Genomic DNA, 21,638 nt, shown 5'->3' with positions numbered 1-21,638 from the left:
AGAACTATGCCGTCCGGCGTGGTGATCGAGCCGTGCCGCTCAGTCGAGGGTGGAGATCACGGTGACGTCCGGCTCGTCATCGTCCGGGGGTTCGAATCCGGCACGATGTCGCTCGAACAGCTCCGGCTCGACGATCACATCGTCGGCATGCCCTCCCCTGCGGTGAGCCAACCTGCGCCGCAGGACGTGCTCGGCCGTCTCGAGGTAGACGACTTCGACGACGGCACCGTGAGCGCGTCCGAGCGCCCGGTAGTCGTCGCGCTGCGACCTCGACGAGAACGAGTAGTCGACCACCACGTCCTGGCCGGCATCAAGGGCCTGCGCGATCTCTTGGCGGTGCGCGGCTCGAATGCCCGCAGCCAGCTCATCCAGGTCCGTCGTGGACTCGTCGTGACCCAGCCGCCACATCTCGACATCGATCGAGAACCGCCGCCAGCCGCGCGACTCCAGTGCTCGGGCGTAGGTCGACTTGCCCGCACCCGCCAAGCCACACATGAGGACCAGCCGCGCCATGCGCTCAGCGCTTTCGGTTCCACAGCTGGTGCGTCACCCCGCTGGAGGTGCTGACCGACTCGACGTCGAATCGCTCCTGGAGGCCCGGCAGGTCGTCCCAGATGCGCACGCCTGAGCCGAGCACGATCGGCACGATCACCAGGTGCAGGAAGTCGACCAGATCGGCCTGCAGGAACTGGCGCACTGTCGACGGACCGCCCCCGATCCGCACATCGGCGCCGCCGGCTGCGTCCTGCGCCAGGCGCAACGCCTCCTCCGGCGAGGCGTCGACGAAGTGGAAGCTCGTGCCGTTCTCGAACTCGATCGACGGACGCGGGTGGTGCGTCAGGATGAAGACCGGCGTGAGGAACGGCGGGGCGTCACCCCACCAGCCCTGCCATCCGTCGTCGGGCGACTCGCCCTGTTGCGGGCCGTACTTGCGGCGGCCCATGATCTCGGCCCCGATGCCCTGGCCCCACATGCTGAACATCGCGCGGTCGACCGTCACGGGCTCGTCGATTCCGTGCACGCCATGGATCACCCGGCCGTCGAACCAGCGGAAGATCGCCTCCGCCCCACCGATCGGCTGCTCCAGCGTGACGTGGCCACCAGCGGCGAAGCCATCCGAGGAAACCATGAGGTTGTGGACACGCGTGCGCGACATGACGGCTCCTGAGGTGGCAGTTCGACTCGCTTGGACCCTAGGGTCGCGCAGGCGCGAGGTCTAGGTGCTCCTCGAATCGAGGCCGATTCGCGGCTTGTCGGATTCAGACGTTGAAGCGGAACCTCTGCTGTCTCGTGCAGCACTGTCGCAGGCGCGGAAGTCTGCTGCGACTCTTGAGACTGCCGCGGCAGGGGACCGGTATCGTCGCGTCTCAATTGGGATGCACGTCGCGGACCCGGTCAGGACGGAGCGGAATGACAGAGCCGGCGGACCGAGGAACGAGGGGGCGCCGCGTCCGTCGCCTCGCAGTCGTCACCATCGGCCTCATCCTGGCGGCTCTCGGCGCCTACTACGGCCCTCAGGTCCTCGGCCTTGGCGCGGGACATGCGACAGCGACCAGCGCGGCCGAGGCAGCGGAGGCTCTGCCAGGAGTCACCTCCGCGGAAGCCACTGTGGCCGAGCGCTACCGGACTCGTTTCCGTCACCTGCCCTTGCCCGAGAGCACCTCCAGGCCCCGTGGCGAGGTGACGATGAACATCGTCCTTGATGCCGACCTGTCCCCCGCGCAGCTGACCGACGTGATGAAGCGCGTCCGACAGGATCTGACGGACCCCGAGCTCGTCCGCTACGCCGTTTCGATCAACTACACCCAGCCCGGCCGCGACCGGCGCATCTTCGACGGCTGGGGAGTCCCTCGGCCGCCCGTGCCTCGGTCCGACGACGAGCTCGGTCGGATCGCTGACTTCGCGCTGGGCCTACCCGACGGAGCCTGGTTCGACCTTGATCCGGCGACCTTCGAGCAGGGGCAGTTCACCGATGCCGAACCGCCGCCATACGCCGACCTCCTCGGGCTCGAGGTGGATGAAAGCTACACGGTCGGGGTCGGCCACGACTCTGCTTCGACCAGCGACGTCCTCGACGAAGCGGTACGCCTGACCGACAGCGCCTCGGCAGCCCTCGATGGACCGACCGTCGTCCACGTGGTGGGAGGAAGCGGCGCACGGGTGCTGACCACGACCGATCCGGCACGTCTGACCGAGGCTCTGCGCCAGATCTCCGCGCTTCTTGCTCAAGCGGACGCAGTCGCCACGCCGGTCGTGTCCTTCACAGCTGAGCGGGAGATGACGGTCGGCGACGACTCGGACGGCACCGTGACGGCGAGCCTCACCATCGGTACTCCGAACGACTGCGCACGTGACGACGCCCCCTCGTCCTCGTTCGCGAGCGCTGCGTCCACCGTGCTCGACGAGCACGGGATCGAGCACACCGTCGAGTGGCCCGGTTGTCCGTAGGCGTCTGGAGACCCCTCAGACGTTGAACCTGAACTCCACGACGTCGCCGTCGGCCATGACGTAGTCCTTGCCCTCCATGCGGACCTTGCCGGCCGACTTCGCGTCGTTCATCGTGCCGTGGGCCACGAGGTCGTCGAAGGAGACGATCTCGGCCTTGATGAAGCCCTTCTGGAAGTCCGTGTGGATCACGCCGGCGGCCTCCGGGGCGGTGGCGCCCTGACGGATCGTCCAGGCGCGCGACTCCTTGGGGCCGGCGGTCAGGTAGGTCTGCAGGCCGAGGGTCGAGAAGCCGACGCGGGCCAGCTGGTCGAGGCCGGGCTCGGTGATGCCGAGGTCGGCGAGCATCTCGGCGCGCATCTGCTCGGCCTCCTCGTCGTCACCCAGCTCGACGAGCTCGGCCTCGCTCTTGGCGTCGAGGAACACGGCCTCCGACGGGGCGACGAGGGCGCGCATCTGGTCCTTCAGCGCGTCGTCGTTGAGCTCGTCGGTGTCGCAGTTGAAGACGAAGATGAACCGCTTGGCGGTCAGCAGGTGCAGGTCGCGCAGCAGGTCGAGGTCGAGGCCCGCCTTCAGCACGCCGTCGCCTGCCTCGAGCGCCGCCTTGGCCTTGGTGGCCTCCTCGAACACGGGCACGAGCGACTTGTCCTTGCGCGACTCCTTGTCGAGGCGCGGCAGGGCGTTGTCGACGGTCTGCAGGTCGGCCAGCACGAGCTCGATCGAGATCGTCTCGATGTCGCTGCCGGGGTTGACCTCGCCGTCGACGTGGGTCACGTCCTCGTCGCGGAACACGCGGGTGACCTGGCAGATCGCGTCGGACTCGCGGATGTGGGAGAGGAACTTGTTTCCCATGCCCTCACCCTCGGAGGCACCGCGGACGATGCCGGCGATGTCCACGAACTGCACCGTGGCGGGCAGGATCTTCTCCGAGCCGAAGATCTCGGCGAGCTTGCCGAGGCGCTCGTCGGGGACCCCGACGACGCCGACGTTGGGCTCGATCGTGGCGAACGGGTAGTTCGCGGCGAGCACGTCGTTCTTGGTCAGAGCGTTGAAGAGCGTGGACTTGCCGGCGTTGGGCAGGCCGACGATGCCGATGGAGAGAGCCACGAGGAGACAGCCTACTGGGGCCGCTGCGCCGCACCGAATCTCACCCGGAGCAGGTCCGGCCGAACCGACGCGCGTGGCCCCGACTGCTGGCACCCTGGTCGTGTGAGCACGTCCGATCCGACCCCGCCCCCACCGGCGACTGAGCCGCAGCACCACCCGGCCCAGCCGCAGCCGATGCTGAACACGCGGCCCGGCGGCCCGACGCCGCCGTGGGTCATCTGGGCGGCCGTGGTCGGCACGATCGTGCCGTTCCTGTTCGCCGGGTTGTACGTGCTCGTGCTCCTCCTGCTGGAGAGCTAGGACGTCGCGAGCCTGAAGGCGCGCACGGACTGGTCGTACCAGTCGTCGCGCAGACCGAGATCGCTCATGCCCAGCCGTGCGCACACCGCCTGCGACGCGGCGTTCTCCGGAGCCGTGACCGCGAAGACCTCGTTGATCCCGCCGGCCGCCGCGCGGGCGACGAGCGCCTGCGCAGCCTCGGTGGCGTAGCCGTGACCGTGGGCGTCGGGATGCAGGTGCCACCCGATCTCGTGGTCGCGTCGGTCGACGCCCTCGCTGGCGGGCAGCGGCCCGAGCACGACCTGCCCGATCGGCCGGTCCTCCCCCTTCACGCACACCGCGAAGACTCCGGCCGCCGGGTGCGTGCCGGCGCGGCCCGGCTGGTTCGCCAGGCCCGTGCGCACCTCCTCGCGGGTGCGGGGCCGACGTGGCCCGCTCCACCGCGCGACCTCGGGGATCGCGAACAGCTCGGCCAGGAAGTCGAGGTCGTGCCGCGTGAAGCGGCGCAGCACGAGCCGCTCGGTCTCGACGTGCGCGAGGTGCTCGGGACGCAGCCGGAAGTTGTGACCCTCACCGCCGTAGAAGGGGTCGGGCCCGATCCCGAGGTCCTCCGCCCCGAGCCGGGCCGCGACCGCCGCCGACGGCTCGTTGTCGGGATACATGCCGATGACGAGCTCCTCGAGGCCCGCGGTGAACGCCTGGAGCGCCAGCAGCCGCGCCGCCTTCGTGGCGTATCCGCGCCCGGCCGCATCGGGGTGCAGGTGCCAGCCCAGCTCGTACTCGCCCACGAACCCGCCGTCGATCCGCGTGCACGGAGCGATCAGCACCGAGCCGACGGCGCGGCCCGTGTCGTGGGAGATGATCGCGCGCTGCACGCTCAGCGGGTCCTTCTCCTCCCGCACGCGGTATCCCTCGATGCGCTCGAGCGCCTCGGACTCGTCGGCGAGGAGGTGGAACGGCGGGTTGTCGAGCCAGCGCACGACGTCGATCCGCGAGTGGATGTCGAGCACCTCGGGCGCGTCGGACGGCTCGTACGGGCGGAGCGTGAAGTGCTCCGTCACGACGTCGGGGTACCAGCCCCGCAGGTCGGCACTCGCTTCGACGCTGGGCTCCTCGAAATTCGACACGGCTCCAGTCTGCCCGGCGCCTGCGGGCTTTTGTCACCGCGCCGCCCTACCTTCAGAACATGGCAGGTCTCGCGGCCCCGGCCGCGCTCGCTCAGCGCGACATCACGCTCGCGGCCGCATCGCGCGGCGCGGTGCTGCTGGTCGCGCTCCTGACCATCATCGACCTCATCGACGGCAGCCTCGGCATGTTCACCTCGGTCGGCGTGCTCATGGCGTCGGTCTCGGTGCCACTGTCGGTCACCCCCAGCCAGCTGTGGGCCACGGTCCTCGCTCCCCCGCTGCTGCTCATCGGCGTACTGACGCTGGCGGTCGTCATCGACCCGGCGGCGGTTGCTCCCGAGGGCATGCCGGAGTCCGCCGGTCGCTTCGGCCGCGTGCTCGCCGGCACGGTCGACCGCGGCATCACGCTCGCGGTCGCCGAGACCTTCACGCTCGCCGCGCTCGGCCTGCGCCGACTCGCACTGCGGTAGGAGTGGACTGAGGTCTGCCCCTCGAGGCCGCTCGTTCCTCACGGCACCTCAGGGCCCGGAAGCTGACCGCCCCTCAGCCGGTCTCCTCGTCGACGAAGCACCAGCGCCAGGCCTCGCCCGGCTCGAAGCTGCGCATGACCGGATGCCCCGTCTCGTGGAAGTGCGCGGTCGCGTGCTGGCCCTCGGAGGAGTCGCAGCAGCCCACGTGGCCGCAGGTCATGCAGATGCGCAGGTGCACCCACGACGCTCCGTCACGCAGGCACTCGGCGCACCCGGTGGGGGTCAGCGGCGTCGGCACCTCGCACGCCACCCGCAGGTGCTCGCAGGCGCCCGACGCGTCGTAGCTGGCGCGCAGGTCGACCTCTCGATCCACGGTGGTCTCCTCCTCCGCGAGGCGGTCGAGGATCGACTCCTCGACGTCGAGCGCGTCCAGCACGCGCTGCAGCACCGACTGGTCGACGGTGCCCTCGCCGCGGATGCGGATCAGCTCGGCGCGCTCGCGCGCCAGGGTCGCGGCGCGTGCGCGGCTGTACTGCGCGGCGGGGGTGTCGACGCTGCCGAGCCGTTCCCAGATCGCGTTGGCCCGGTCCTGCGCACGGTTGCGGAGGCGCTGCAGCACCTCGTCGGAGACCGTGCCGGCGATCTCGTCCTCGAGGTAGCGCAGGCCCGCGTTGGCGGCGGCCTGGTGCACGGTCGCCTCCGTGAGGTTGTCCTCGTGGCGGTCCGGGCCGCTGACCTTCAGCACCCGCACCAGCAGCGGGAGGGTGAGGCCCTGCAGCATCAGCGTGCCGACCGTGACGACGAACGCCACCATCACGAGCACCTCGCGCTGCGGCGTGTCCTCCGGCAGCAGGAACACGGCGGCGAGAGTGACGACCCCGCGCATGCCGGCCCAGCCGATCAGCAGCGGCGTGGTCCACGGCGGAGGCGGGTCGGCGCGACGGACCGACGGGATCATCCGCGGCAGGTAGGTCGCGGGGAAGATCCAGACCAGGCGGATGCCGATCACAGCGGCCAGGATGATCAGGCTCACCGCGACGACACGACCGGTGCCGAGGTCGCTGTCGCCCACGTCGGAGACGATCGACTGCACCTGCAGGCCGATCAGCAGGAACGTCGTGTTCTCCAGAACGAACGAGATCGTCGCCCAGTTCATCCGCTCGAACAGGCGCGACGTGGCCGACTGGATGATGGGCGACTTGTGGCCGATCAGCAGGCCCGCCACCACGACGGCCAGCACGCCCGACGCGTGGGCGTCGGTGCCGGCCCAGTGGATCTCCTCGGCCGGCACGTAGGCCAGCCAGGGGGTCAGGAGGGACAGCGAGACGTCGGTGAGGTCGTCGGTGATCCGCTTGCGCACCTGCACCACGACGAGCGCCACGATCACGCCCACCAGCAGTCCGCCCAGCGCGGAGATCAGGAACTCCACGCCGATCTCGAACAGGCTCACCGATCCGGCGATCGCGGCGATCGACGTGCGCAGCAGCACGATCGCGGTCGCGTCGTTGACGAGGCTCTCACCCTCGAGGATCGTCACGACGCGGCGCGGCAGACCGATGCGGCGGGCGACGGCGGTGGCGGCGACGGCGTCCGGCGGCGCGACGACCGCGCCCAGCGCGAGACCCACGGCCAACGGCACGTCGAGCAAGGCGGTTGTCAGGAAGCCGATCACGACGGTCGTCACCACCACGAGGGCGATGCTCAGCAGCGCGATCGGACGTCGGTTCGCGCGGAAGTCGACGAGCGGTGTGCGGATGGCGGCGGCGTAGAGCAGCGGCGGGAGCAGGCCGACCAGCACGATCTCCGGCGTCAGCTCGACGTCGGGAATGAACGGCACGTAGGAGCCGGCGATGCCGAACACGATGAGCACGAGCGGCGCAGCGACGGGCAGTCGGCCGGCCAGCGTCGAGACGGCAACGGCCAGGCTGACGGCGACGACGATGGTCAGGGCGGTATCCACCTGCACATCCTGGCGCGCCCGTCCTAGTCGCGGAAGTGCTCGGGCGGTGAGATAGCGCCCACCCGCCGGTCGGGAACGGACGCAGGGTCACCGCTCGACCGGAGGATCAGCCCCAGACGCGGACCCACAGCCGGCGCCAGAAGCCGCGCGTCTCGTCGAGCTTGGCCTTCCGCGCCTGCGCCGCACGACCCTCGGCCTCCACCGCTCCGGCCCATGCGCCCGCGGCGATGCCGGTCCCGACGGCGGTCGGCAGCGACTCCCCCGACACCAGCGCCGACCCGGCGGCACCGAGCTCGGTCATCCTCCGGCGGCACTCCTCGCAAAGCGGACGACCCGTGGGCGACTCCGTCGTCGCCCGCCGCGTCTCGCACTGCGCACACCGCGTGGCCATGGGGTCAGGCTAGTGCGGGCGGTGAGATTGCGACGTGTGAACGACTGCGACACGTCGCTAGGTCACCGCCCGGTCGGACACGGTTCCTCAATCACCGCCCCCTGGCCTGAGACGCGGGGCGAGAACTTCCCCGTCGGCTGACAGGATCGGGGCATGACCGTCATCAAGATCAATGCCATCACCGTTCCGAAGGACTCCGGCGACGAGCTCGCCCACCGCTTCGCCGCCCGCGCGGGGGCCGTCGACGGGGCCGAGGGCTTCGAGGGGTTCGAGCTGCTGAAGCCGACCGACGAGCGTGACCAGTGGCTGGTCGTCAGCCGCTGGCGCGACGAGGAGACGTTCCAGGCGTGGGTCGCGTCGCCCGCGTTCGCGCACGGCCACCGCTCGGCGTCCGAGCGCAGCGGCGGCGAGCCGGCCAAGCCGGTCTCGACCCACAGCGAGGTCTGGAGCTACGAGGTCGCCGGCGGATCCGAGGGCTGAGGCCCTGACGGACCGTCAGAGCTTGCTGGAGGTGCCCGCGGCCTTCATGTCGCGGCGCAACTCCGGCGGGAGCGCGAAGATCAGGCTCTCGTCGGCGGTGCGGATGGCGCGGGCGTCGCCGATGCCCCGCTCCGCGAGGTAGCCGAGGACGTCCTGCACGAGGTCGTCGGGCACCGAGGCACCCGACGTGACGCCGACCGTGGTGACGCCGTCGAGCCAGGCCTCGTCGATCTCGGAGATGTCGTCGATGCGGTACGACGCGGCGGCACCGGCCTCGAGCGCGACCTCGACGAGGCGCACCGAGTTCGAGCTGTTTGCCGAGCCGACGACGATGACCAGGTCGGCGTCCTTCGCGATCTCCTTGACCGCGACCTGACGGTTCTGCGTGGCGTAGCAGATGTCGTCGGACGGCGGGTCCTCCAGCTGCGGGAACTTCTCGCGCAGGCGGCGGACCGTCTCCATCGTCTCGTCGACGCTGAGCGTGGTCTGCGAGAGCCACGACAGCGGCGTGCCCTCGGGGAACTCCAGGGCGTCGACGTCGTCGGGGTGCTCGACGAGGGTGATGTGGTCGGGCGCCTCACCGGCGGTGCCCTCGACCTCCTCGTGCCCCTCGTGCCCGATCAGCAGGATCTGCTTGCCCTCCTGGGCGAAGCGGCGGGCCTCGTGGTGCACCTTCGTGACGAGCGGGCACGTGGCGTCGATCGTCTTGAGGCTGCGGTCAGCGGCCTCGGCGTGCACCATCGGCGAGACGCCGTGGGCGCTGAAGACGACCGTGGCGCCCTCGGGCACCTCGTCGAGCTCCTCGACGAAGATCGCACCGCGCGCCGCGAGGTTGTTGACCACGTGCTTGTTGTGCACGATCTGCTTGCGCACGTAGACCGGGGCGCCGTAGAGGTCGAGCGCCTTCTCGACGGTGATGACCGCGCGATCGACGCCGGCGCAGTAGCCGCGCGGATCCGCGAGGAGCACCTGGCCGCCGACGGAGGGCATGCCGAGCGTGACCGAGGAAGACATGCCGCCATCCTAACGGTCCGACATGAGCGCCCGCCGACGTCCGAGGCTCCCTCTAGGGTGGCCGCCATGGCCCTCGACACCAGTGCGGACTCCCCCGCGCCGCTGCGCACGATCTCCCAGGCCGTCGGTGAGTACATCGGCCGGCTGGGTGCGGTGTGGGTCGAGGCCGAGGTCGCCCAGCTCAACCGCCGCCCCGGCATCTGCTTCCTCACGCTTCGCGACCTCGAGGCGAAGGTCTCGATGGGCGCCAAGTGCCACGTCAGCGTGCTCGACGCGTGCGCGGCGCCCGTCACCGCCGGCGCACGGGTCGTCGTGCACGCCAAGCCCACGTACTACGGCCCCAACGGCAGCCTCTCGCTCGACGTCCGCGAGATCCGGCCCGCCGGCGAGGGCGAGCTGCTGGCCCAGCTCGAGCGCCGCAAGCAGCTGCTGGCCGCCGAGGGGCTGTTCGAGCCGCGCTGGAAGAAGACGCTGCCGGTCCTGCCGCTGGGCATCGGCCTGGTCACGGGGCGCGCGTCGGCCGCCGAGCGCGACGTCCTCGAGAACGTGCGGCTGCGCTGGCCCGCTGCCCCCTTCCACGTGCGGCACGCCCTGATGCAGGGCGCCGAGTCCGCCCGTGCCGTCATCGCGGCCGTGGCCGAGCTCGACGCCGACCCGGCCGTCGACGTCATCGTCGTGGCCCGCGGCGGCGGATCGGTGGAGGACCTCCTGCCGTTCAGCGACGAGGCGCTCGTGCGGGCCGTGTTCGCGTGCACCACCCCGGTCGTGTCCGCGATCGGCCACGAGCCCGACACACCGCTGCTCGACCTCGTCGCCGACCTGCGCGCCTCCACCCCCACCGACGCCGCGAAGCGCATCGTGCCCGACGCCGCGGTCGAGCTGGAGGCCATCGCCTCGGTCCGGCTCCGCTCGCACCAGGCCGTCGTGCGTCTGCTCGAGCGCGAGCGGCACGGGCTCGAGTCGATCCGCAGCCGCCCCGCACTGGCGCGGCCCACCACGCTCGTCGACGCGCAGGCCGAGCTCGTGCTCACGGCCCGCGAGCGCAGCCGACGTGCGGTGGAGCAACGGCTCGATCGTGCCCGCGACGAGGTCGGCCACCACCTGGCGCGCGTCCGAGGACTGTCCCCGTTGGCCACGCTGCAGCGCGGCTACGCCGTGGCCCAGGCGCCCGACGGCACGGTGCTCACCTCGGTGACCGACGTCCCCGACGAGATCCACGTGCGGCTCGCCGACGGCCACGTCGTCACCCGCCGCACCTCCGTCCACCCCGACCCCCAGCAGGAGAACGTCGATGAGTGAGAAGCCCACGACCGAGAAGCCCGAGATCAGCTACGAGCAGGCCCGCGACGAGCTCATCGCCACGGTGCAGCGGCTCGAGACCGGCGGCACCACGCTCGAGGAGTCGCTCGCGCTCTGGGAGCGCGGCGAGGAGCTGGCGCGCATCTGCCAGACCTGGCTCGACGGCGCGCATGAGCGGCTCGCGGCAGCGTCGGGCGAGAGTGGGTCCGACCGCTCGGAGTGACCTGCGGGTGGACCCTTCGAGGCTCGCTCGTTCCTCGCTCGCACCTCAGGGACCGGGGCCCAACGGGGCGAGCGCGGGTCAGCTGGCGGTGAGGAGCGCGACGAACGTCTCGAGGTCGTCCTGCGAGGCCGTGCTGGTGGTCACGAGCGTCGTGACCTCAGGGGTCTCCTGCACCAGCGTGATGCGGTTCTTCGGACCGTCGAAGCGCTGCCACGTGACCCCGGCGATGTCGAGGGTCCCGGCGGCCTTCGCGCCGTCGGCGTGCACCTCGAGCAGGTCGTCGGCGGGCACCTTCTCCTGCTCCAGACCGATGTAGCGGTCCTGGGCCGTGAGCACGCCGAGGTGCCACGGCTGGGTGCCGCCCGGCGTGAATCGCACGCCGTTCGGCCGCCACTCGTCGGGCAGCGAGGCGGGCGCGAGCAGCGGGTAGGTGGCCGCCTGCCGCGCACTATCGGCGGTGCTGGCGTAGTCGACGTCGCGCACGGGGTCGTCAGGCGTGCTGGTCTGCAGCAGGCCGAAGGCCCAGATGCCGAGCACGATCGCGGCGAGCACCACGACGCTGCGGACGATGTCGCCCATCGAGGGATTGCCGCGCGAACGCTGCGGTGCGGGAGAGCTCATCGGATCAGGCGGTCTGCGACTCGCGACGCCAGCGGATGCCGGCCTCAATGAACTCGTCGATCTCGCCGTCGAGCACGGCCTGCGTGTTGCCGGTCTCGTACTCGGTCCGCAGGTCCTTGACCAGCTGGTACGGGTTCAGCACGTAGTTGCGCATCTGGTCGCCCCACGAGGCCTGCACGTCGCCGCGCAGCTCGTCGAGCTCGGCGCGTTCCTCGGCCTTCTTCAGCGCGAGCAGCTTCGCCCGGAGGATCACCATCGCGCTGGCCTTGTTCTGCAGCTGGCTCTTCTCGTTCTGGCAGCTCACGACCGTGCCGGTCGGGATGTGGGTCAAGCGCACGGCCGAGTCCGTCGTGTTGACGCTCTGGCCGCCCGGTCCGCTCGAGCGGTACACGTCGACGCGGATCTCCTCCTCGGGGATGTCGATCTCGTCGGTCTGCTCCAGCACCGGCACGACCTCGACCGCGGCGAACGAGGTCTGGCGGCGGCCCTGGTTGTCGAACGGCGAGATGCGCACGAGGCGGTGCGTGCCGGACTCGACCGAGAGGGTGCCGTAGGCGTAGGGGGCACGGATCGCGAAGGTGGACGACTTGATGCCGGCGCCCTCGGCCCACGAGGTGTCGTAGATCTCGATGCCGTACTTGTGGCGCTCGGCCCAGCGCGTGTACATGCGCTGCAGCATCTCGGCGAAGTCGGTGGCGTCGTCGCCGCCCGCGCCAGAGCGGATCGTGACGATCGCCTCGCGCTCGTCGTACTCGCCCGAGAGCAGCGTGCGGACCTCGAGACTCTCGACCAGCGCCCGCAGGCGGCGGATCTCGGACTCGGCCTCGGCCAGGGAGTCGGGGTCGCCCTCCTCCTGGGAGAGCTCGACCAGCACCTCCACGTCGTCGAGGCGCGCCCGCAGGCCCTCGACGCGCTCGACCTCGGCCTGGAGGACCGAGAGGCGGCCGGTCACGCGCTGCGCGTTGGTCTGGTCGTCCCACAGGTCCGGCGCACCGACCTGCTCCTGCAGCTCGTCGATCTCGGCCTGCATCTTGGGCAGGTCGAGGACCTTCTCGATCGACGTCAACGTCGTGTCGAGGTCCTTGATGAGCTCGGAGAAATCAACGGCAGCCACGGGCCGAGGCTACCCCGTCGTGTCAGACGCTCTTGCGGCGGAACTCCGGGGACTGCGTCGGACCGTTCGCACCGTGCGACTTCTCGCTGCCATCGTGCGCGGCACCCTCGGCCGTCGCGTGGTGCTTGCTCTTCTTCTTCTCGAGGGCCTCGCGGAACTTGGCCTTCATGTCAGCCTTCGGATCGTTCTCAGAGGAATCAGCCATGTCCGCACCCTAGCCCTGTCCGCTCAGGCGAAGGCCTCCGAGACCACACGCATCGCATCGGCGACCGCCGCGTCGACCGTGTCGGCGTCCTCGTCGTCGCGCGAGGTCAGGATCGCCACGACGATCGGGTCGCGGCCCGGAGGCCACACGACGGCGATGTCATTGCGCGTGCCGTAGCCGCCGGAGCCGGTCTTGTCGGCCACCTGCCAGTCGCCCGGAACGCCCGCACGGATCAGGGCGTCGCCGGTCGTGTTGCGCAGCATCAGGTCGACCAGCACCTCGCGGTTCTCGGGCGCCGCGCCGTCGACAGCGAAGTAGGCCAGCGTGTCGGCGATGGCGCGCGGCGTGGTGGTGTCACGGTCGTCGCCCGGCGTCGCCTCGTTGAGGCCCGGCTCGGTGCGCGACGAGTTCGTGACGTCGTCGCCCACCGCACGCAGGGCCGCCTGGAACCCCGACGGTCCCCCGATCTGCTGCAGCAGCAGGTTGCCGGCGGCGTTGTCGCTGAAGCGGACCGTCGCGTCGGCCAGCTCACCGACCGTCATGCTGGTGCGTCCCTCCGCCAGCGCGGCCTCCACCTGGGGTGCGTACGCGACCAGGTCGTCCTCCGAGATCGGCACGCTCAGCTCGAGCACGCTCACCGACCGCTCCTCCACCAGTGCACCCACGAGGAGTGCCTTGAAGGTCGAGGCGAAGGCAAACCGCTCGTCGGCCCGCTGCTCGATCCGGTCGCCCGAGCCCGTGTCGATCGCGTACACGCCGAGGCGCACGTCGTGCTGCTCCTCGACCGCCGCGAGCTCGGCGGACCGGTCGACGACCTCGCCGTCGGCAGGCGCCGAGGTCGAGGGATCCGGGCTCACGCCGGGTTCCGCGTTGTCGCCACCGGAGCACGCTCCGAGCCCGATCAGGAGTACCAGTGCTGCTGCCGTCGCCCCGAAACCACGCATGCGCGCCAGTCCATCACACCGTCCACATGCTGTGACGTCCGACGGTTCGCTCGCCCCGATGCGGCAGATGCAGCAAGATGATCGCCCAGGAGCGGGAACATTCCCCGAGGTGAGCCCCTCTGACGTTCGATCGAGTCCCCGAGCCGAAGGTGCGAACCATGTCGTCCCAGGTCCCCGGCCCTGTGCCCCCGCCGTCCGAGCCCACTCCTCCCGGCTACGGCGCCCCGGCCCCGACGCCTCCTCCCGCCTACGGCTACCCGCCGCAGCCGGGCTACGGCGCACCAGGCCAGGGCGGCTACGGCGGAGGCGGGTTCCCGCCCCAGCCGCCGCAGAACAACGGTGGTGGAGGCGGCAAGACGGGCCTGATCATCGCGATCATCGTGGCCGTCGTCCTCCTCGTCGCCGGTGCCGCGACCGCGCTGATCCTGGTGCTCGCCGGTGGCGACGACAGCGACAACGACGACCGCACGGACGACGACACCACGACCGAGACCGACGAGGGCTACGTCACGGCGGTCGAGGACTACTTCGCCGCCTACGACGACGGCGACTGCGACACGATCCTCGACCTCTACCCGGACCAGTTCGCCGATGTCGAGGAGTGCGAGGACGAGTACCCGTACACCGACCCGGACGACGTGGAGATCGAGATCTCCAGCCTCGAGGCGACCGACGTCGACGACGAGGCCGACCCGACCGAGGCCACCGTCGAGGTCTCGTTCACCGAGGTCGACCTCGAGGGCGACACCGAGGACGACTACACCGTCGAGTTCACCCTCGAGAAGGACGGCGACGACTGGGTCATCGTGGAGTACGACTCCATCTGACCCGCCTCGGGCCGCCCCGCGGCCCCGCACCTGACCTGCTGCACCTCCCCACCCCGCCCCGATGATGAAGGAAGAGCGAGACGTCATGAGCTACGACCCGAGCACCCCGCCGCCGCCCGGCTCCACCCCTCCCCCCGGCCAGCCCACCCCGCCGCCCGGCGGTGGCTTCCCGCCCCCGGGCGGAGGCTTCCCGCCCCCCGGTGGCCCCACGCCGCCCAACGGTGGCGGCGGCAAGAAGGTCGGCCTGATCATCGGCATCGTCGTCCTGGCGCTCGTGCTGCTGGCCGGCGGCGCCACGGCCGCGGTGCTGCTGCTCACCGGCGGCGACGACGACACCGACGCCGACACGAACAAGACCTCGGAGCCGACGGACGACCCGAGCGACGACCCCACCGAGGACACCGACGACGACGAGGTCGACCTCGACGACGGCCCGTGGGTCGACACGGTCGAGGACTTCACGGTCGCGTACTACGACGGTGACTGCGCCGCGCTGCTGGAGCTCGCCCCCGGCAACTGGCCCGACGAGGCGAGCTGCCTCGCCGAGATCGGCCCCGGCCAGTACTCGCTCGACGACTACGACATCGAGACCACCGAGCTCGACGACGAGCAGGACCCGACCGAGGCGACCGTGGAGATCGACTACACGATCACCGAGCTCGCCTCGGACCGGACGTCGACCTTCATCACGACGTTCACGATCACCGATGACGGCGGCGACTGGCTCGTGTCGGACTTCCGCACGAACTGACGCACCGTCGCACCACGACGCCCCGGCCGCCTCAGGTGGCCGGGGTGTCGTGCGTTCCGGGGTCACCGAGGCGCCGAGGCGGGTCGGTCGGGCGCCTTGTTTCGATGGCCCTCCTGACCCGCCTTGCCACTCGATCTGCCCTCATCGTCGCGAAGGCGAGAAGGGCCACAACTCCTGCGAAGCTGCTGATCCCGACCACGGTTACCGTCGAGTCGGCCCGCTTGGATTCGCTGAGAACAACAGCCAAGCCGATGTTCACGAATGCAAGAGTGGTCGCTGCGATCGCCGCACTCCAGAGAGCGGGCACGGCGGCATCGTGACCCGCGTACCAAGCTTCAGGAGAGCTCTTGGTGGCCCTCGTTTTGAGCCCGACGATGCCGTTCGGTCCGAGCGACCTCGATCGGACGAGCGAGGCAACCCAGCCCACCGTGAGGCCGATGCTCAGCAGGCCGAGTGCCAGTCCTGCCGCAGTACCTGTTGCGGAATTCATCGAGCCCCCAATCCAGAGACGATGTCAACGTAACGAGCGCTTGGCCTGGCGGAGTCGAGGTGGCTGTTGCCTCGTGCGTCAGCGCCAGCGGAACGGCTCGATCACCGCGGCAACGCGGGGCACTCGGGATGCCGCCACCACCAGGCCGAAGCCGACGACACCACCAAGGACGTTGAACATCAGGTCGTTGACGTCAGCCACGTGACCGCCGCCGAGCAGGCGCGCGGTGACGAGCTGCGTCGCCTCGATCGTCAGGCTGAATGCTGCCGAGGCTCCCGCCACGCGCGACCAGGACGCGCGGACCAGGAGCACGGGCACCAGCACCCCGAACGGCACGAAGACGACGACGTTCATCACCGCGTCAGCGACCTCGTAGTCCACCAGCGGGACCAGGTTGACGAACGTGCTCCACGGCACGTCCCTGCGGGGCTTGTCGAGGAAGATCGGGAACACGGTGTTCGCGACGACTCCGGCGACGTAGACGCAGATGGCAAGGGCGACGGCTGCTCGCGGGACCGAGAGCAGCCCGCGGTGCCTCAGGTGCGCCAGCAGGGCGATGAAGACGACGGCCGCCACGGGCACGACGACCGGGAGAACCGGGACCTCGCGGAACATCTCGCGCCGCTCCTTCTGCAGTCCGAGGTGGCGGGACTGCCGGCACATCGTTCCACGGGCACGAGCAGGCTTGGATGATGCCGGTGCTCACGGCGTGGGACGGAGCTGGCCGGAGGCTTCGGCAACGATCGTGGTGGTGGAGGCCAGGCCGGGTGGTGCGAGCGGCAGGGTGACGTCGCGCTCGAGGCGGACCGTGACCGTGTCGCCGTCGAGACGGACGTCGACGACGCGGACGCCCGGGGTGTCGGCCACGTGTTCGGCGACGCGGGTGCGCGCCTGGTCGGGGTCGATCGTCGTGACGCCCGACGAGTAGAAGGCGTCGAGGTCGAGCGCATCGGCGGCTGCCACGACGGCACCGTCGGCGAGACCGTTGAGGCGCTGGCGCTCGAGGAAGGCGTCGGAGGCGTTGATCACGACCACCCCGAGCAGGCCCAGGACCATGAAGAAACCGACGGTGACGAGGGTGATCTGCCCATCCTCGCGCCGCGTCACTTCCGACCCTCGCGGAACGTGCCGTAGGCCTCGGTGTGGGTGGCGTCGACCGTGACCACCCCGACGTTCTCGCCCATCACCGACGGCAGGAGCGGCAGCGGTTGCTCGACCGTCACGACCACCCGGACGCTCGACCCGGGCTGCAGGCAGTCGCGCGGCGTGGGCCGGCACTCGACGTCGACGCGAGCCCCGGTGACGTCGTGATCGGCCAGCGCCACCAGAGCCGCCTGCTCGGCTCGTGCCTGCCCCGTCGCGACGTCGGGTGCGCGGACGAAGGCGTGGCCCGCTGCCTGGCTCGCCGACGAGACCGCGAAGGCCGCGCGCTGCGCCTCGAACACCGAGAGCAGCAGGTAGACCAACGGCACCAGCAGCAGGACCGTGAGCCACACGAACTCGACCGTCGCGGTGCCGCGCTCGCGCCTCACGGAGCCACCTCGCTGACCGCGTGCCCCGATACCTCGACCGTGAACGCCGGACCGAGCATCCCGAGCGCCGGGACCTCGCTGACGACCCGCACCTCCACGCCCGGCGCCCCCGCGACGGTCGCCGGAGAGACGGTGACCTCTCGCACGAAGCGGTCGCTGATGCCGGCATCGATCTGCGCGCGGGTGCGCTGCTCCCCCGCGCCGGGTGGCGCGTCGAGGGCCGCCTGGGTGCGAGCCCCCTCGGCCGCGGCAGCGGTCGTGACGTTGCGGACGTGCATCACGAGGGCGACCTGCAGGATGCCGAGCACGAGCGGCACCACGATCAGCATGACCAGCACGAAGTCGACCGCGGCGTTGCCGCCGTCGGCCTGGTCGCGCTGGCGCTCAGCCACCGACCGAGGCCAGCGCCTGCTGGAGGATGCGGGCGAGCTCGGGGCCGGCGATCGCGGTCAGGATCGCGACGATGCCAGCCGACATCACGGTGATCATGACCCAGCCCGGCACGTCACCGTCCTCCCCGTGGCGGGGTGGTTCGAGCAGTCGGCTCAGGTGTGGTCGGGGCATGGCAGGTCCTCTCCTCAGGATCCAGACGTCAGGTGGAGGCCGACGAGGCCAGGGAAGAACGCGAACACCATGTAACCTTTTTAGGTGTAAAATGACATTCATGAACGACCTCAGCGGCAAGCGCGCCGTGATCTACACCCGGGTCTCTCGCGACGACTCCGGCGAAGGGCGGAGCAACCAACGCCAGGAGCAAGATTGCCGCCAGTTCGCGAGCCTGAGGGGGTACGAGGTTGTCGGAGCTGAAGCGGACATCTCGGTCTCCGCCTACGCTCCAAAGGCGCGGCCCGCGTGGACTCGAGTTCTCGACATGATCCGAGCGGGTGAGGTCGACATCGTGCTCGCCTGGAAGGTCGACCGCATTACGCGCACGGTGCGCGAACTCGTCTCCATCATCGACCTGTGCAAAGAAACCAACGTCAGCATCGTGACCGTTGACGGCGACCTCGACCTGTCTTCGCCGCAGGGTAGGGCGGTCGCAACAATCCTCGGATCGATCTCACAGATGGAGGTCGAGCGCAAGGGTGAGCGGCAGCGCGCTGCTAACGCCCAGCGAAGGGCTGAGGGCCAGCCGTGGCGCAGCGGTTGGGCCTCGTTTGGATACGACCTGAACAAGGTTGTGATCCCAGAGCAGGCAGCGATGATCCGCAAGGCCGCAGCCGATGTCCTCGATGGCAGCTCCCTCAAGAGCGTTGCACGGGAGTGGCGGGAGTCCGGGGTAACGACTCCTCGCAGCAGCCGGGGAGCCGAGGGTTGGACTCACAACGGCGTGAAGACCATCCTTCTCAACCCGGTGAACGCTGGGATCAACACGTACCAGGGTCAGGAGGTTGGACCGGGTGCGTGGGAACCGATCCTCTCAGAACCCACCCTGCGGCAGCTGCAGGCACTTCTGGGGGATCCCGCCAGACGCACTCACGCGGGCCGTGGCAGGCGCGCTGAGACTCTCCTGTCGGGCATCGCCACTTGCTCTACATGCGGGTTTACGGTGCAAGGAGGCTCAAGTAATCAGCAAAAGGTCTACAAGTGCAGCAATCCCGAAGGAGAGCATCTAACGACCAACAGGGACGAGGCGGACCAGTACGTCCTCGACGCGCTGACAGGCGCTTCAGAGGTGTTCTCTGTCAGTCGTCTCCTGCCCGACGTTGGCGGGAACGAGGAGACAGACGCCCTCATGAACGACCTTTCCGCGCTCGACCATCGGGAGCGAACGATCACAGAGAGGTTTGCGCAGGGTCAGATCGAGGAGTCGAGTTGGACGGCCGCACTTTCAGGTATCAGGGAGCAGCGAGAGTTGCTGCAGGAGCGGATCTCCGACTCGCCCACCAGCGACCAACGCACACTCGTCGCCCTAGGGAAGGCGCGCATCGCGAACTTCCTCGGGCTCTCGCTCGACAGCAAGCGTCTCGTCCTTGATGCGGTTGTCGACATCCAACTTCACCCGCGAAACCGCCGCCGCAACCGACCCATCTCTGAACAGGTAACGATTTGGTCCGATGCGCCTGTACGGCTCTCGCCCCTCGTCGCTGGAACCCACCCCGACAGCCTCCGGCGCGCTAACGAACTGATCCGAGCGAAGGACGCTGAGGTGTTGGCCCGTCTCGGAGATGACTACAGCGATGACGACTGACTGAAACAACCAAGAGAGATCGACACCATGGGAAAGCTCTATCGACCCTCAGACGACCCTGACTACGACCACAACGCGGTCGTACCACCGCCGGAGTCCCAACGATCGCCGTCGAGGCCCTCGGACAAGCTGAAGTGGCAGACCGCCCTGCTCCAGCGATCCATCGACGAGGGCATGACCCCAGGCTGCCAGCACATCGCGCTGGCGCTGTCCACGTACTCGAACGGGGACGGGACTCAGGCGCACCCATCCGACGCACTGCTCGTCCGGGTAACCGGAACCAGCAAGACGAAGGTGTCTCGGTCGCTGCGATACCTCCGCGAGCACGGCTGGGTGGAGCAGGTCAGCAGGGGGTCTGGCGGCTCTGGTAGGGCCAGCGTGTACCGATTGACCATCCCGGCATGATGGTCGCCACAGGGGCACTACCAAGCCAGTTAACCTTTAAACCTGCAATAGGTTAGATCTCTACTTCCTAACTCTCTAACTCTTACTTCCTAGCTTCCTAACTCCCTAACCTCCTAGCTTCCTAACTCTTACTTCCTAGCCTGCTAACTACTACCTGCTTCCTCACTAGGCCGCTGACGCGGCCGACTGCAGGTGACTAGGCCCCAGCGAAGCAGGCTGACTCCCGCCGTCCTAGCTCAAGTTGTGATCGTCCCGTCGCTGCAAGAGGCAAGCGACGAACGACTACTTGCGCTGGCACTGCCGCACTCTGAACTACATCTGTCCCGAAAGGACATAGACCGCGTTCCCAAACTGCTAGGTTGCCGCCACTAGCAATGACGAACCGGGGGCGCGATGCTGGGTCACAGCACCTTGGACCTTTCCGCTGCCGTCGGCCGGTTCGCCGTAACGTACGTGCGATCAGTCTGTGCTCAATCGCATGTGGGGTTCGTCGAGACCTCCAGTGGCGAAGACGTGCTCGCGATTGATGGCCTGATCCAGTACCGGGAAGGCGATCTCCGGGTCCAGATCAAGGGCACTACGCAGAAGAGTCTCACTCCGCAGACCGGCACTATCGACTTCGCGATTGACGAGAAGTGGCGCGACAAGTGGCTCCGAAACGGGAAACCAACGTACTTCATCTACGTCCTGATGGAGAAGCACGTTCCGGCCTGGTTCGACTGTCAACCGACGCTCACGCACGCTGGGGCATTCGCTCTGTGGGCTCGGATCGACAACCTCTCCCCTGCAGCGACCCACGTGCAGTTCGATCGCACACAAAGGTTCACAGCTGACACTGTCGGCGCCTGGCATGAAAGTGTCTACGGTGAAGGCTACGGAGGTGCGACATGAGTGACTCTTCGGACCTTCGGCGACGAGCCGGCGAAAGTGCTTGGGAACAGTACGCATCGCAGCTTCGAGGGATGACTGAGGACGACTCTGCCCTTTTCCGCCAGTGGCTAGAGCAGGCCGGATGGGCTCGAGAGAGTGTTGGCCCGCTGGGAGAACTCGTCGCGCTAGGCGACTCCACCGTCGCTCTGCCCAACCAACTCTGGTCGGACCCTGTCTTGGCGACCGGCGTCGCTGAGCGAGTCGCCTCGGCCATGAGGCTGGACGTTCGAGAGGTTGTCCAGCGACTCGTTTCGCCGCTGACTGACCGCATCGAGTTCAGACTCATCGGGGACGATTTGGGAAATGGTCGCATTCCGCTAGGTGCTGCCTCCGAGGCCCTGAAGAACGGCCGACGACTCATTTCGGCCAGCGGTACGAGCGCGATCGCTCCCGCTTGGAGCGTCGCGCGGCGCTACAGGCCGGAGGCACAGTTGTTGGCTCGAGAGGCTGAGCTAGCGCATACGGAGGACGGATCCTTCGTGTTCCCGCTCTACATCACGTTGCAGCGCCCGGAAAGACCGGCACTGCCACTCACACAGGGCAACGATACGACGGTCACTATCGAGCCGTATGAGCGTCGCGTGACGCGGACTCTCGCCACTGCACTGGCTTCTGCAGTGAACCTCACCGACCGCTCGGTGGAACAGCTTTCTGACGATGATCTCGACACCGCCTCGACCGTTGGGGTGACACGCGAACTTTGCTCATCGCTTGACGAAATGTTGAAGAACCCATCCGTCGATCAGGTGGCAATCTCATTCGATTGGTCCCCAGCGTTCGGGACGACCACATCACTGCCGACCACAGTTGCCCTTCCCCGGAGCATGCGCCCT

At 69.0% G+C, this 21,638-nt stretch carries 29 protein-coding genes; 12 read left to right on the top strand and 17 right to left on the bottom strand.

Annotated elements, in window-relative coordinates; genetic code table 11:
• Positions 1-39 precede the first annotated feature (39 nt).
• Positions 40-513, bottom strand: a complete 474-nt coding sequence (locus tag ABD127_RS01820; RefSeq protein WP_344197110.1) for a P-loop nucleotide/nucleoside kinase family protein — start codon at positions 511-513, stop codon at positions 40-42.
• Positions 514-517: 4 nt separating this feature from the next.
• Positions 518-1,156 carry a dihydrofolate reductase family protein gene (locus tag ABD127_RS01815; protein WP_344197108.1) on the bottom strand — a complete coding sequence of 213 codons (639 nt, stop codon included), beginning with the start codon at positions 1,154-1,156 and terminating at the stop codon, positions 518-520.
• 452 nt (positions 1,157-1,608) lie between these two features.
• On the opposite strand from ABD127_RS01815, the gene ABD127_RS01810 reads away from it, so the two are divergent.
• A complete protein-coding gene (locus ABD127_RS01810) occupies positions 1,609-2,448 on the top strand; it encodes a hypothetical protein (RefSeq protein ID WP_344197106.1) in 840 nt (279 codons plus the stop codon).
• A 15-nt stretch (positions 2,449-2,463) separates the two neighbouring features.
• Here ABD127_RS01810 and ychF read toward each other — a convergent pair whose 3' ends face one another.
• A complete protein-coding gene (ychF, locus tag ABD127_RS01805; RefSeq protein ID WP_344197104.1) occupies positions 2,464-3,552 on the bottom strand; it encodes a redox-regulated ATPase YchF in 1,089 nt (362 codons plus the stop codon).
• Between the two features lie 102 nt (positions 3,553-3,654).
• Here ychF and ABD127_RS01800 point away from each other — a divergent pair, with 102 nt between their 5' ends.
• On the top strand, positions 3,655-3,852 hold the full coding sequence (locus tag ABD127_RS01800) for a hypothetical protein (protein WP_344197101.1): 198 nt from the start codon (positions 3,655-3,657) through the stop codon (positions 3,850-3,852).
• Here ABD127_RS01800 and ABD127_RS01795 read toward each other — a convergent pair.
• Positions 3,849-4,958, bottom strand: a complete 1,110-nt coding sequence (locus tag ABD127_RS01795; protein ID WP_344197099.1) for a GNAT family N-acetyltransferase — start codon at positions 4,956-4,958, stop codon at positions 3,849-3,851. The genes ABD127_RS01800 and ABD127_RS01795 overlap by 4 nt on opposite strands.
• A 59-nt stretch (positions 4,959-5,017) precedes the next feature.
• On the opposite strand from ABD127_RS01795, the gene ABD127_RS01790 reads away from it, so the two are divergent.
• A complete protein-coding gene (locus tag ABD127_RS01790) occupies positions 5,018-5,428 on the top strand; it encodes a hypothetical protein (protein ID WP_344197097.1) in 411 nt (136 codons plus the stop codon).
• Positions 5,429-5,501: 73 nt separating this feature from the next.
• Here ABD127_RS01790 and ABD127_RS01785 read toward each other — a convergent pair whose 3' ends face one another.
• The gene (locus tag ABD127_RS01785; protein ID WP_344197095.1) at positions 5,502-7,388 is read right to left on the bottom strand and encodes a Na+/H+ antiporter; all 1,887 of its coding nucleotides are present in this window, start codon (positions 7,386-7,388) and stop codon (positions 5,502-5,504) included.
• A gap of 106 nt (positions 7,389-7,494) precedes the next feature.
• Entirely contained in the window at positions 7,495-7,689 is a 195-nt protein-coding gene (locus tag ABD127_RS01780) for a hypothetical protein (RefSeq protein WP_344197093.1), read from the bottom strand.
• 243 nt (positions 7,690-7,932) lie between these two features.
• On the opposite strand from ABD127_RS01780, the gene ABD127_RS01775 reads away from it, so the two are divergent.
• On the top strand, positions 7,933-8,259 hold the full coding sequence (locus tag ABD127_RS01775; protein ID WP_344197091.1) for an antibiotic biosynthesis monooxygenase family protein: 327 nt from the start codon (positions 7,933-7,935) through the stop codon (positions 8,257-8,259).
• Positions 8,260-8,274: 15 nt separating this feature from the next.
• Here ABD127_RS01775 and ABD127_RS01770 read toward each other — a convergent pair whose 3' ends face one another.
• On the bottom strand, positions 8,275-9,273 hold the full coding sequence (locus ABD127_RS01770) for a 4-hydroxy-3-methylbut-2-enyl diphosphate reductase (RefSeq protein WP_344197089.1): 999 nt from the start codon (positions 9,271-9,273) through the stop codon (positions 8,275-8,277).
• 66 nt (positions 9,274-9,339) lie between these two features.
• Between ABD127_RS01770 and xseA the strand changes: the two genes are divergently transcribed.
• Together xseA and ABD127_RS01760 are read left to right on the top strand one after the other, a co-directional pair.
• Positions 9,340-10,572, top strand: a complete 1,233-nt coding sequence (xseA, locus tag ABD127_RS01765; RefSeq protein ID WP_344197087.1) for an exodeoxyribonuclease VII large subunit — start codon at positions 9,340-9,342, stop codon at positions 10,570-10,572.
• Positions 10,565-10,795 (top strand): exodeoxyribonuclease VII small subunit, encoded by a 231-nt coding sequence (locus ABD127_RS01760; protein WP_344197084.1) that lies wholly within the window; start codon positions 10,565-10,567, stop codon positions 10,793-10,795. Before xseA ends, ABD127_RS01760 begins: the two co-directional genes overlap by 8 nt.
• Positions 10,796-10,873: 78 nt before the next feature.
• Here the strand turns inward: ABD127_RS01760 and ABD127_RS01755 are convergent, their stop codons facing one another.
• The 4 genes from ABD127_RS01755 to bla are packed head-to-tail and all read right to left on the bottom strand — an operon-like array spanning position 10,874 to position 13,679.
• Entirely contained in the window at positions 10,874-11,416 is a 543-nt protein-coding gene (locus tag ABD127_RS01755) for a DUF4245 domain-containing protein (protein ID WP_344197082.1), read from the bottom strand.
• A 4-nt stretch (positions 11,417-11,420) separates the two neighbouring features.
• On the bottom strand, positions 11,421-12,530 hold the full coding sequence (gene prfB, locus ABD127_RS01750; RefSeq protein ID WP_344197079.1) for a peptide chain release factor 2: 1,110 nt from the start codon (positions 12,528-12,530) through the stop codon (positions 11,421-11,423).
• A gap of 22 nt (positions 12,531-12,552) precedes the next feature.
• A complete protein-coding gene (locus ABD127_RS01745; RefSeq protein ID WP_229051498.1) occupies positions 12,553-12,735 on the bottom strand; it encodes a DUF5302 domain-containing protein in 183 nt (60 codons plus the stop codon).
• A 23-nt stretch (positions 12,736-12,758) separates the two neighbouring features.
• A complete protein-coding gene (gene bla, locus ABD127_RS01740; protein WP_425545780.1) occupies positions 12,759-13,679 on the bottom strand; it encodes a class A beta-lactamase in 921 nt (306 codons plus the stop codon).
• Between the two features lie 158 nt (positions 13,680-13,837).
• Here bla and ABD127_RS01735 point away from each other — a divergent pair, with 158 nt between their 5' ends.
• Both ABD127_RS01735 and ABD127_RS01730 read left to right on the top strand, forming a co-directional pair.
• Positions 13,838-14,506, top strand: coding sequence for a hypothetical protein (locus ABD127_RS01735; RefSeq protein ID WP_344197074.1), 669 nt, complete (start codon positions 13,838-13,840; stop codon positions 14,504-14,506).
• Positions 14,507-14,591: 85 nt separating this feature from the next.
• Positions 14,592-15,257, top strand: coding sequence for a hypothetical protein (locus ABD127_RS01730; RefSeq protein ID WP_344197072.1), 666 nt, complete (start codon positions 14,592-14,594; stop codon positions 15,255-15,257).
• Positions 15,258-15,288: 31 nt separating this feature from the next.
• Here ABD127_RS01730 and ABD127_RS19055 read toward each other — a convergent pair whose 3' ends face one another.
• From ABD127_RS19055 to ABD127_RS01705, 6 genes are all read right to left on the bottom strand, one after another.
• Complete coding sequence (locus ABD127_RS19055; protein WP_425545779.1) at positions 15,289-15,747, bottom strand: SdpI family protein; 459 nt, start codon at positions 15,745-15,747, stop codon at positions 15,289-15,291.
• A gap of 78 nt (positions 15,748-15,825) precedes the next feature.
• On the bottom strand, positions 15,826-16,410 hold the full coding sequence (locus tag ABD127_RS01725) for a VanZ family protein (protein ID WP_344197070.1): 585 nt from the start codon (positions 16,408-16,410) through the stop codon (positions 15,826-15,828).
• 39 nt (positions 16,411-16,449) lie between these two features.
• Complete coding sequence (locus ABD127_RS01720) at positions 16,450-16,854, bottom strand: pilus assembly protein TadG-related protein (protein ID WP_344197068.1); 405 nt, start codon at positions 16,852-16,854, stop codon at positions 16,450-16,452.
• Positions 16,851-17,279, bottom strand: coding sequence for a hypothetical protein (locus ABD127_RS01715; protein WP_344197067.1), 429 nt, complete (start codon positions 17,277-17,279; stop codon positions 16,851-16,853). The genes ABD127_RS01720 and ABD127_RS01715 overlap by 4 nt, the downstream gene beginning before the upstream one ends.
• Positions 17,276-17,671: a TadE/TadG family type IV pilus assembly protein gene (locus ABD127_RS01710; protein WP_344197065.1), complete on the bottom strand. Its 396-nt coding sequence runs from the start codon at positions 17,669-17,671 to the stop codon at positions 17,276-17,278. Before ABD127_RS01710 ends, ABD127_RS01715 begins: the two co-directional genes overlap by 4 nt.
• A complete protein-coding gene (locus tag ABD127_RS01705) occupies positions 17,664-17,843 on the bottom strand; it encodes a hypothetical protein (protein WP_344197063.1) in 180 nt (59 codons plus the stop codon). Before ABD127_RS01705 ends, ABD127_RS01710 begins: the two co-directional genes overlap by 8 nt.
• Positions 17,844-17,943: 100 nt before the next feature.
• Between ABD127_RS01705 and ABD127_RS01700 the strand changes: the two genes are divergently transcribed.
• The 4 genes from ABD127_RS01700 to ABD127_RS01685 form a co-directional block, all read left to right on the top strand.
• Positions 17,944-19,470: a recombinase family protein gene (locus tag ABD127_RS01700; protein ID WP_344197061.1), complete on the top strand. Its 1,527-nt coding sequence runs from the start codon at positions 17,944-17,946 to the stop codon at positions 19,468-19,470.
• Positions 19,471-19,497: 27 nt separating this feature from the next.
• Positions 19,498-19,875 (top strand): hypothetical protein, encoded by a 378-nt coding sequence (locus ABD127_RS01695; protein ID WP_344197057.1) that lies wholly within the window; start codon positions 19,498-19,500, stop codon positions 19,873-19,875.
• A gap of 393 nt (positions 19,876-20,268) precedes the next feature.
• Positions 20,269-20,766, top strand: a complete 498-nt coding sequence (locus tag ABD127_RS01690) for a DUF4365 domain-containing protein (RefSeq protein WP_344197055.1) — start codon at positions 20,269-20,271, stop codon at positions 20,764-20,766.
• A gap of 71 nt (positions 20,767-20,837) precedes the next feature.
• The coding region (locus ABD127_RS01685) for a hypothetical protein (RefSeq protein WP_344197053.1) at positions 20,838-21,638 on the top strand (801 nt) is incomplete at its 3' end.

The organism is Aeromicrobium alkaliterrae (genome assembly GCF_039529015.1).
Taxonomy (GTDB): Bacteria; Actinomycetota; Actinomycetes; order Propionibacteriales; family Nocardioidaceae; genus Aeromicrobium; species Aeromicrobium alkaliterrae.
This window is presented reverse-complemented; position numbering and strand designations above follow the sequence as displayed.

Excerpts from the sequence above, each read along its gene's own strand:
- ABD127_RS01820 (WP_344197110.1), bottom strand. The coding sequence starts at position 513 with ATGGCGCGGCTGGTCCTCATGTGTGGCTTGGCGGGTGCGGGCAAGTCG.
- ABD127_RS01815 (WP_344197108.1), bottom strand. The coding sequence starts at position 1,156 with ATGTCGCGCACGCGTGTCCACAACCTCATGGTTTCCTCGGATGGCTTC.
- ABD127_RS01790 (WP_344197097.1), top strand. The coding sequence starts at position 5,018 with ATGGCAGGTCTCGCGGCCCCGGCCGCGCTCGCTCAGCGCGACATCACG.
- ABD127_RS01780 (WP_344197093.1), bottom strand. The coding sequence starts at position 7,689 with ATGACCGAGCTCGGTGCCGCCGGGTCGGCGCTGGTGTCGGGGGAGTCG.
- ABD127_RS01775 (WP_344197091.1), top strand. The coding sequence starts at position 7,933 with ATGACCGTCATCAAGATCAATGCCATCACCGTTCCGAAGGACTCCGGC.
- ABD127_RS01770 (WP_344197089.1), bottom strand. The coding sequence starts at position 9,273 with ATGTCTTCCTCGGTCACGCTCGGCATGCCCTCCGTCGGCGGCCAGGTG.
- xseA (WP_344197087.1), top strand. The coding sequence starts at position 9,340 with ATGGCCCTCGACACCAGTGCGGACTCCCCCGCGCCGCTGCGCACGATC.
- ABD127_RS01760 (WP_344197084.1), top strand. The coding sequence starts at position 10,565 with ATGAGTGAGAAGCCCACGACCGAGAAGCCCGAGATCAGCTACGAGCAG.
- ABD127_RS01755 (WP_344197082.1), bottom strand. The coding sequence starts at position 11,416 with ATGAGCTCTCCCGCACCGCAGCGTTCGCGCGGCAATCCCTCGATGGGC.
- ABD127_RS01745 (WP_229051498.1), bottom strand. The coding sequence starts at position 12,735 with ATGGCTGATTCCTCTGAGAACGATCCGAAGGCTGACATGAAGGCCAAG.
- bla (WP_425545780.1), bottom strand. The coding sequence starts at position 13,679 with ATGCGTGGTTTCGGGGCGACGGCAGCAGCACTGGTACTCCTGATCGGG.
- ABD127_RS01735 (WP_344197074.1), top strand. The coding sequence starts at position 13,838 with ATGTCGTCCCAGGTCCCCGGCCCTGTGCCCCCGCCGTCCGAGCCCACT.
- ABD127_RS01730 (WP_344197072.1), top strand. The coding sequence starts at position 14,592 with ATGAGCTACGACCCGAGCACCCCGCCGCCGCCCGGCTCCACCCCTCCC.
- ABD127_RS19055 (WP_425545779.1), bottom strand. The coding sequence starts at position 15,747 with ATGAATTCCGCAACAGGTACTGCGGCAGGACTGGCACTCGGCCTGCTG.
- ABD127_RS01725 (WP_344197070.1), bottom strand. The coding sequence starts at position 16,410 with ATGTGCCGGCAGTCCCGCCACCTCGGACTGCAGAAGGAGCGGCGCGAG.
- ABD127_RS01705 (WP_344197063.1), bottom strand. The coding sequence starts at position 17,843 with ATGCCCCGACCACACCTGAGCCGACTGCTCGAACCACCCCGCCACGGG.
- ABD127_RS01700 (WP_344197061.1), top strand. The coding sequence starts at position 17,944 with ATGAACGACCTCAGCGGCAAGCGCGCCGTGATCTACACCCGGGTCTCT.
- ABD127_RS01695 (WP_344197057.1), top strand. The coding sequence starts at position 19,498 with ATGGGAAAGCTCTATCGACCCTCAGACGACCCTGACTACGACCACAAC.
- ABD127_RS01690 (WP_344197055.1), top strand. The coding sequence starts at position 20,269 with ATGCTGGGTCACAGCACCTTGGACCTTTCCGCTGCCGTCGGCCGGTTC.